The following is an 8,018-nucleotide window of genomic DNA, read 5'->3' on the forward strand; positions in this document are numbered from 1 at the left end:
CAAGGGGGATATGTCGATATCCGTCCCAATTTTCGAGAGAGGGTCCATCTCTTCAACCGTTATGTAGCCAGCCAAGCTCAGCAATCTCGAATACTCGCCACCGAGGCCCGAGGCTACCTTAGCGAGGGAATCAGGTGAAGCCCTGTGTCCTCGTGCTAAGGTGGTAATAGTTGCGTGATTGACGCCTGTCTTTCCCGCCGCCATTCGGGAACTAAGAAAGGGCCTTCCATCACCAGTCCAACCTAGAAGTCGCCGAATTTCATGCGCCAGTGCAGGAAAACGCCCATCAATCGGGCGCGAACCTGCACGCTCTTTGTCATCCCAAGAGGCCAACTTGACTCCCCGATTTCTACCCGGCTGCAATGCTAAAAATGTTGTCATGGAAAGTGTGACACAAGATTGTTGTAAAAGTTGCCTAACTGTTTGAAATAAAGTTGTTAATATATGTTGACAACGGTTTGGAACCGTGGTAAGATTGAGTTGTTAGAGATTGTTAACAGTACGGAGGAGCGGATGCTTACACAGGCTGACATTGACGAGATCGACCGGGAGCTTCGGGCGGGGGTCTCCCCCGAAGATATTGCACGGAAGCGACAAACCACTTACCGCGCCATGAGGCTCGCGCTTCTGAATAGCGGCAAGAAGTGGAAGACGACCCGCTACCTGGTGGACGCGCGGCCGGCGGAGGTCGGACAAGAGGGACCGCTGGAGATGGCGCTCTGATGGCGACGAAACAGAAAAGGGAGGTGATACCCGGCGAAGTGAAGATCGCCAAAGCCGCGCGCATCAGCGTGCCGTATCTGCGCCGCATCTGGCGGCATGGGGGCGGGGGACCGATGCTCGTGGAGAAGCTGGGCCGGATAACCGGCTATTCGGAAAACCTATTTATTTTCGGAACCAAGAGGGCGATGGGACGCCTTGCGGAAGAAGCAAAGCAGACAGAAACGACAGCCACGGCCGCGCCAACGGCACGGGCATAGACAAAAAAAAGCTCAGATATGCCCTGGCAGGCCATCTGAGCGGAGATTTTTAAAACGTGAACATATCTTACCCCGAACGCACCGCGCCTGTCAACAACTATCAGCAGGCGCACATCCAGTTATCCGATCCGGACCTCGCCGCGCGCGTCGACTCGATCCGTGAAACCGGCGCCTTCCTGTATCGAAAACCCCGGTACGCGAATCAGTCGATCGACGTCTACGATTATTACGACGCTTCCGATCTGGACGCGGCGCGTTATGCCGTCATCGTCCGTAACCGTCAGCCGTTCACCTGTAGTTGCCCTGACAACAAGATCCGCCAGCGCCAGTGCAAACACATGGGGCTGCTTGCCGAGCAGCTCACTGATGGCCGAGCGATGCAAACGGAGGTAACGCCTGTGTGTAAGTCCGCCCGTCCGCCCAAAGACGAAGCTCGACCCTACTACTCGTTCCCGCCGGGGACGCCTCTTATCATACACAGCCTGGGATACCTTGACATCAATACCGTCCAGGGAGAGTTGCGGAACGGCATGTTCTACGTCCAGGGCGAGACGATCGGAACGCGCGTTACCCACCGCAAGGAAACGGATCGCGAGCGCCAAACACGCCTTCGTCAAGATGTTGACGAAATCGAAGGAGCGAGTGACTGGAAATGAGCAACTACGACGATCTCGACAAAACATTTGATCTTCCTTACGTCAACGGAGCCGGCGTTGCACTGTCTAACAACTGTCCGGCCTGTGGGCGGCTTATGGACGAATTCGACTGCTGCTTCACGTGCGACTCTCTGGGGACGCCCGCGCAGCAAGCGGCGGTCGAGACAGAAGCACATTCGCCGCGTCACACGCCTGGCCCCTGGTGCTGGGTGAACTTCGGCAACGAGCCCCACTTGGCAACAGCACACAGTGGAAGCAAGACAGTGCTTGACGCCGTCCGCAAAGGACAGCGCGACGTCGCCTTCCGCAATCGCGTGACCGAGGGACGCAGCCTCATGATCCCCTTCGACCCTTCGCATCCCGACTCGCGTCTGATCGCGGCGGCGCCTGAATTGTTGGACGCGTTACGGGATCTCCTGGACCTGGTGCAATTCGTGAGAGTGTGGGGCAGTCCCAGCCCGAGCAAGCGCGATACCGTGATCGCCAACGCCAATAGCGTCATCGCACTAGTGGAGGGCAAGTAGATGGCCAATTTTAACCTCAACGATTACGAGACGGTTGAGCAGAGATTAAAGCGTTTTTGGGGTGATCATCCCCTGGGCGCCGTGATCACTGACATCTATCGCGTCAGCGATGATCACAAAAACGTGATCATCAAAGCCTCCATCTGGTTCGACAAGTCTGACCCAATGCCCGCAGGCGTTGGCTACGCACAGGAGAGCCAGGGCGGGAACGGCCCCAATAGCAATTGCTGGGTGGAGAACTGCGACACGAGCGCTGTCGGTCGCGCACTTGCGAACTGCACTTACAGCGGCGATAAGCGCCCGAGCCGCGAGGAAATGGCAAAGGCAAATCGTGGCGCACAGAGCGATGGACATCAGAACGATTCGCCTCGGCAAGGCCCTCCTGCTCAGCAAAACGGAGGTGCGCCAAGGCTGAAATGCCAGGATTGTCAGAAGGCATTGACCTCTGGACAATCGACGCTCTCCATCCGCAATACTGGCGGCGAGTTCTGTCTTGATCACCAGAAAGGCAAAACCAATGGCCGTTAATCACAACATGAACCATTTGACCGTCATCACGATCGACAACGTTGACCAGACGATCAGCCCGCGCCATCTCGACAATGCGAAAGCGTGGGGCTGGGTCGCCGCGACGTGCATCCTGACCACCGTCGTGCTCTCGTTCCTGCCGACCGGCTGGGCGCGCGCCGGCGGGATCGCCCTGTCCATGATGGCGATGCTGTCCATCTTTGCCGCCATTGACCAATTCAGCGATTACGCGTGGGGCATCCAGAACGCGCTGGACGATCTAAACGAGGAGGACGCCTCTTGAACACCGCGACACACGCGATGACATCGCCGGCGCTGCGCCAGCAAATGGAGACGCCGCAGCCGCTCACGTTCCCAGGAACGGGCCGCTATGCGCTGCGTCACATGGCCAGCCGGAATCTGATCACCCACAACGGGGAATTCACTGAAGATGCCGGCAGCCTTCCCAAGCCGAAGGTTCCCATGTTCATGGCGCGGGGCGAAGCCAAGCACTGGATCCAGGACCTGCTGGGAGACGCCTGGGAAACGCATATCGAGATTGTTCCGATCGACAAAGAGGGGAGGTCGTTGAGTGCCCAAATCAGTAAAAACCGAAGATTATTCCGCGCGGGATAGCGCGACGCCGGCGACGGCAACGCCGCAGATCGTGATGCTCCCGCGTCTGTCGATCATGGGCAGCCGTCTCAACCCTCGCGAGGAGTTCGACGCCGCCGGCCTCCAGGATCTCGCCGACAGTATCAAGGAAGATGGCATCCTCCAGCCGATCATGGTGCGCCGGCGGACACCCGAACCCCACATGTGCGCGATCGCGCCGGCAGACGATAAGCGGGAGCTTTACCGCGTGTACGTCACCGCTACGATGACCTGGATCGAGGACGTAATCGGCAAGGAAGCCGCCGAGGCGCGCGTCGATCAATACCAGACGTGCGAGTATGAGATCGTGATGGGGGAAAGGCGCTGGCGCGCAGCCGGCCTGGCTGGTCTGCAAGAGATCCCATCGATCGTGCGCGAAGGCCTCGACGACAACACTCATCTTCGCCTGGCGATCATCGAGAACGTGAAGCGCCGGGACCTGAACCCGATGGAGATTGCGCGTGGCTACAAGCGCCTGTCTGCGGATGTCGGCATGACGCAGGGGGAGATCGCGGCCGGCGTCAACGCCTCCCAGGAACAGGTCAGCAGCTTGATTAGCCTGCTGCGCTTGCCGGCGGACGTCCAGGCGCTGATCCAGTCGAAGACACTGACGGTTTCCCATGGAAAGGCGCTGATCCGTTACGCGGATTTCCCGGAAGTCGCGTCCATGATTGCCGGCGTTGTGGTTCGATACGACATCAAGACCAATGCGTTGGAGAAGGGGCTTTCCGGCCTGGACTGGGCGCATCGTGAAGAGGTGAAGAAGTCCGGCGTTGTCGTCGACCTTGACGGCCTGGGCACTAAGTTCGACTGGAAGAAGATCTGTAAGGATTGCCCCTTCGGCGCCTATCATAACCCGTCATATTACAATTTCTGCCTGAAGCCCGATCACTACAAAGAGCTGAACAAAGCGGCGAAAGCAGTGATCAACGCCGAGAAAAAGGCGGCGGAGGCAACGAGGCCAAAGGACGGGCCAAAACTGCGCAAGATCAGCACCTACAAGCATGGCGAGGTCAAGGAGATCGATAAGCAGGACGAGTGCATCCCGGCGTCCTGTTCCGCGAAATGCGGATCAAAGGGAGCCTGTCCTTGCCGCTCTGAAGGTCTGGACTATTCCGGCGCCGTGAAGCCGATCTGTCTCGATCCCAAACGCTTCGCCGAGCTTCACGTCAAAGAAGTGGAGACGCAGCGAAAGAACGCGCTGGACCAAATGACACCCGATATCGACTTCATTCGGGCGATCATTAGCAAGCACGGATCTCGTTCTTTCGACGGTCGCGGCGCGGCTATCCTGACTTGGCTGGCGATTAAGAACTGGCGCGGCAATGCAGGGGCGGAGAATTTGAAAGCCTGTGCGAAGCGCGCCGGCGTCTCCCTGGACGTCAGTAAAGTCATGGGCCAATACGATAGGAAGGTTGGCCTGGCGGAGCTGGCAAAGTTGGACGCCAGCGCCTTAACTCGTATTGCGCTCGACTTCGCGATCAGCAGCGAAGCCACGGAGTACATTCAAGCGATCGGCAACCGCTACCAAACGCCCGGGAAGAGCATGATTGAACTGTTGATGGCTCCGATGACAGCGGAGCCCGAAACGCCTGCGGAGGAAGCGCCGGCCGATGGCTGGACGAAGCTCGTTCCGCCCGATGAATGTCTCGGCTGCATGGAGGTCGTCCCGTTTCGCGATGGACGTGTCTGGACCGTGCTTGAGAACGGCGTTTCGTTGAGCGACATCGGCGAAATGAAGACACCCCAGGGCGCATTCTATTGCGCAAACTGCGGCCCGGAAGTCACGACATGCCGCGTGTGTGGCTGCACGGACGAGGCCGGCTGCGATCCGTCCTGCGCCTGGGCAGAGGATGATCTGTGTACCGGCTGCATCCCTGGTGAGCCGCCGGCCGTGCTGATCGACGTCGAGTCCACCAGGCTCGCGTTCCGCGAGCCTGGTCCGTCTCCTCTGCCTTCCAATCTGGTCGAGCTCTGCACCGACTGCGGCTGTCATCCCAAAGAGGCCGGCGATCTGTGCGGGATCTGCGCACGGGAAGACGCGGCGGTGATGGCGGCGGTTCTTGCGGCGGAAGGGAGCGGCATGTGCAATCTGTAGACTTGTCGCCGATCGAGCCGGAAATCGACTACGGCCTCCAGGAGATTTCCGGCGGCGTGTTCATCCACGTGCTGGACCGTCACGAAAAAACCCACGTTCCCTTGCGCTTCAGCTCGCCCCTGGAGGCGCGGGGCTACGCTCACTACCTGCACGGCGGTGACGCCTGGCGCGAGTTCCTGGACGTTGTTCCCATCCCCTTCGACAACGAAGTCGAAACACCCGGTCACTCAGTCCGCTGACGGAGAAATGAATGCCTGAGATTGGCCCGACAACTCAAGAAATACAACTACTGGACGCCGCGCGGAGCTATATCGCCGCCGGCGTCTCAGTGCTTCCGATCTACGGAGACCCTGACCCGGCGAAGCGCACGAAAGGCCCGGACTGGCGCGTCCTCCCGCGCGAGTATGATGAGTCGGAGAAGCGGGAGAAGGCGGTGTGGAAGCCCTACCAAAGCCACTACGCGACCGAGGATGAACTGCTCCACTGGTTCGCCCCCTCCGGCGCAGGCCAGATCGTACGCGGCCTGGGGATCATCGGCGGGATCGTTTCCGGTCACCTGGAAATCCTCGATTTTGACGAAGTCGGCCTCTATGATGAGTGGGTGCAGACCTGTCTTGATCACGATCTCGGCGAGGCCATTGAGACTTTACCATTGGCGATCACGCCGAGGGGCGGGCGTCACCTCTATTACCGATGCGAAACTCCGGTCGCGGGAAACGTCAAACTGGCGATGAACCTGGTCGCCGCGCCTGGCTCGAAAGCCAAAGGCTTGAAGGTGATTGACGGCGTCCCTCACCAGATAAAAACGCGCATCGAGACGCGCGGCGAAGGCGGCTATGTTCTTGCCCCGCCGACGCCTGCGGAGTGCCATCCAGGCGATGCGCCCTACGTGCTGGTGCGCGGTGATCTCACGCGGATCCCGGCGATCACTGCGGAGCTACGGACAGCCTACCACCGCATGGCTCAGCTCTATAACATGTACGTGGAGCCTGAGCGCGTGGTCGGCCGCACGGCGCCGCGCGTGGACGGCTCCGGCCTGCGCCCTGGCGAAGACTACAACAACCGCGGCGACTACGAGCAGCTGCTGGAAGAGATCGGCTGGCGACGGGTGGGGCATCACGGCGACAAAACGCTCTGGTGTCGCCCGGGCAAGCAGGGGCGGCACATCAGCGCGACGACGAACTATGCGGGGAGCGGCCTGTTCTTCGCCTTCTCCAGCAACGCCTCGCCGTTCGAGATGCAAAGGTCGTACACGCCGTTCGGAGTGTACGCCGCGCTGAAGCATGACGGCGACTTCCGAAAAGCGGCGGGACAGCTGGGGCGCGAGGGCTTCGGCGAGCAGCGTCCGCCGCGCCGGGAACCGCCCACATCGAAGGACGCGGATCCCGCGCCGCCGCCGCCTCCCGCCGCCGCCGCGGACCGCCTGGACGAAGACGCTCCGCCGCCGGGGGAGCCAGACGAGCCGAAGCGCCCGCCCTCCGCTTACTTCGCCACTGACACTGCAAACGCGCGGCGATTTGTCTCCCAGCACAAGGAGAACATCCGGTTCGATCATAGCTGCGGGAAGTGGTATGTGTGGGACGGCCGGCGCTGGGCGCTCGATCAGACGAACGCCACCCAGGAGCTGGCGAAACTGACGGCGCGCAACATCTTCCGGGAAGCCGCCGACTGCCCCGATGACATCCAGCGCATTGAGCTGGCGAAGCACGCCAAGAAGAGCCTGGACGCCACGCGCCTCATGGCCATGATCAAGCTGGCCTCCTCCGACGCCGAGGTCGCGGTGACCCATTCCGACTGGGACCAAGATCAATGGAAATTGAATGTGTCGAACGGGACCCTGAACCTCAAGAGCGGGGAGCTGGATCCACACCAGCGCGAGGATCTGATCACGCGCCTGGCTCCGGTGGACTTCGACGCGGACGCCGCCGCGCCCGTCTTTACCCAGGCCATGGACATCTGGCAGCCGGTGGAGGCCGTCCGAACGTTCATCCAGCGGCTCAGCGGCTACACACTGACGGGCAGCGTCGAGGAGCACGTCGTCGCCTACGTGTACGGACCAGGCGGGAACGGCAAGAGCGTCTTTATTGAGATCCTGAAGCGCATCCTCGGCGACTACGGCGTCAAGAGCCAGCGCGAGACGTTCATGCTCAACAGCCACGGCAAGAACGCGGGAGCAGCCTCCCCCGAGCTCATGGACCTGATCGGTAAACGCTTTGTCAGCGTCGCCGAGGTGCAGCAGGGGGACCGTCTCAACGAAGCTCTGATCAAGGATCTGTCCGGCGGCGACACCGTCAGCGCGCGCGCGCTCTATACCGGGAACGTCAACTTCAAACCCGTGGCGAAACTGTGGATGTTCGGCAACTACAAGCCCCGGATCACCGGCGACGACAAAGGCATCTGGCGGCGCGTGCTCGTCGTTCCGTTCACGGCGGAGATCAGCGAGGACCAGAAGGACAAGCGCCTGTTCGAGAAACTGTACGATGAAACGCCCGGGATCCTCAACTGGCTGATCGCCGGCTGTCTGGAATGGAGGCGATCCGGACTGCAACCGCCGGCGGAGGTGCTGCTCGCCACCCAGGAGTACAAGAACGAGCAGGAC

General features: G+C 60.6%; 10 protein-coding genes. All 10 read left to right on the plus strand.

Annotated features, from left to right (window positions below; translation table 11 throughout):
* Positions 1 to 513 precede the first annotated feature (513 nt).
* On the plus strand, positions 514 to 723 hold the full coding sequence (locus ABIZ35_RS12360; RefSeq protein WP_348220212.1) for a hypothetical protein: 210 nt from the start codon (positions 514 to 516) through the stop codon (positions 721 to 723).
* Entirely contained in the window at positions 723 to 980 is a 258-nt protein-coding gene (locus ABIZ35_RS12365; protein WP_348220213.1) for a hypothetical protein, read from the plus strand. Before ABIZ35_RS12360 ends, ABIZ35_RS12365 begins: the two co-directional genes overlap by 1 nt.
* 56 nt (positions 981 to 1,036) lie before the next feature.
* Positions 1,037 to 1,636 carry a hypothetical protein gene (locus tag ABIZ35_RS12370; protein WP_348220214.1) on the plus strand — a complete coding sequence of 200 codons (600 nt, stop codon included), beginning with the start codon at positions 1,037 to 1,039 and terminating at the stop codon, positions 1,634 to 1,636.
* Entirely contained in the window at positions 1,633 to 2,160 is a 528-nt protein-coding gene (locus ABIZ35_RS12375) for a hypothetical protein (protein WP_348220215.1), read from the plus strand. Before ABIZ35_RS12370 ends, ABIZ35_RS12375 begins: the two co-directional genes overlap by 4 nt.
* Positions 2,161 to 2,688: a hypothetical protein gene (locus ABIZ35_RS12380; RefSeq protein ID WP_348220216.1), complete on the plus strand. Its 528-nt coding sequence runs from the start codon at positions 2,161 to 2,163 to the stop codon at positions 2,686 to 2,688.
* On the plus strand, positions 2,678 to 2,971 hold the full coding sequence (locus tag ABIZ35_RS12385) for a hypothetical protein (protein ID WP_348220217.1): 294 nt from the start codon (positions 2,678 to 2,680) through the stop codon (positions 2,969 to 2,971). Before ABIZ35_RS12380 ends, ABIZ35_RS12385 begins: the two co-directional genes overlap by 11 nt.
* Entirely contained in the window at positions 2,968 to 3,303 is a 336-nt protein-coding gene (locus ABIZ35_RS12390) for a hypothetical protein (protein WP_348220218.1), read from the plus strand. The genes ABIZ35_RS12385 and ABIZ35_RS12390 overlap by 4 nt, the downstream gene beginning before the upstream one ends.
* Positions 3,260 to 5,419 (plus strand): ParB/RepB/Spo0J family partition protein, encoded by a 2,160-nt coding sequence (locus ABIZ35_RS12395; protein ID WP_348220219.1) that lies wholly within the window; start codon positions 3,260 to 3,262, stop codon positions 5,417 to 5,419. The genes ABIZ35_RS12390 and ABIZ35_RS12395 overlap by 44 nt, the downstream gene beginning before the upstream one ends.
* Positions 5,407 to 5,658, plus strand: a complete 252-nt coding sequence (locus ABIZ35_RS12400) for a hypothetical protein (RefSeq protein ID WP_348220220.1) — start codon at positions 5,407 to 5,409, stop codon at positions 5,656 to 5,658. Before ABIZ35_RS12395 ends, ABIZ35_RS12400 begins: the two co-directional genes overlap by 13 nt.
* 11 nt (positions 5,659 to 5,669) lie before the next feature.
* A partial coding sequence (locus ABIZ35_RS12405; RefSeq protein ID WP_348220221.1) for a phage/plasmid primase, P4 family occupies positions 5,670 to 8,018 on the plus strand: 2,349 nt, incomplete at its 3' end.

The organism is Capsulimonas sp., from assembly GCF_039929585.1.
In the GTDB taxonomy this organism is placed as follows: Bacteria; Armatimonadota; Armatimonadia; order Armatimonadales; family Capsulimonadaceae; genus Capsulimonas.

What these genes read in the sequence shown, in the direction of transcription:
- ABIZ35_RS12360 (WP_348220212.1), top strand. Translation starts at nt 514, where the DNA reads ATGCTTACACAGGCTGACATTGACGAGATCGACCGGGAGCTTCGGGCG.
- ABIZ35_RS12365 (WP_348220213.1), top strand. Translation starts at nt 723, where the DNA reads ATGGCGACGAAACAGAAAAGGGAGGTGATACCCGGCGAAGTGAAGATC.
- ABIZ35_RS12375 (WP_348220215.1), top strand. Translation starts at nt 1,633, where the DNA reads ATGAGCAACTACGACGATCTCGACAAAACATTTGATCTTCCTTACGTC.
- ABIZ35_RS12380 (WP_348220216.1), top strand. Translation starts at nt 2,161, where the DNA reads ATGGCCAATTTTAACCTCAACGATTACGAGACGGTTGAGCAGAGATTA.
- ABIZ35_RS12385 (WP_348220217.1), top strand. Translation starts at nt 2,678, where the DNA reads ATGGCCGTTAATCACAACATGAACCATTTGACCGTCATCACGATCGAC.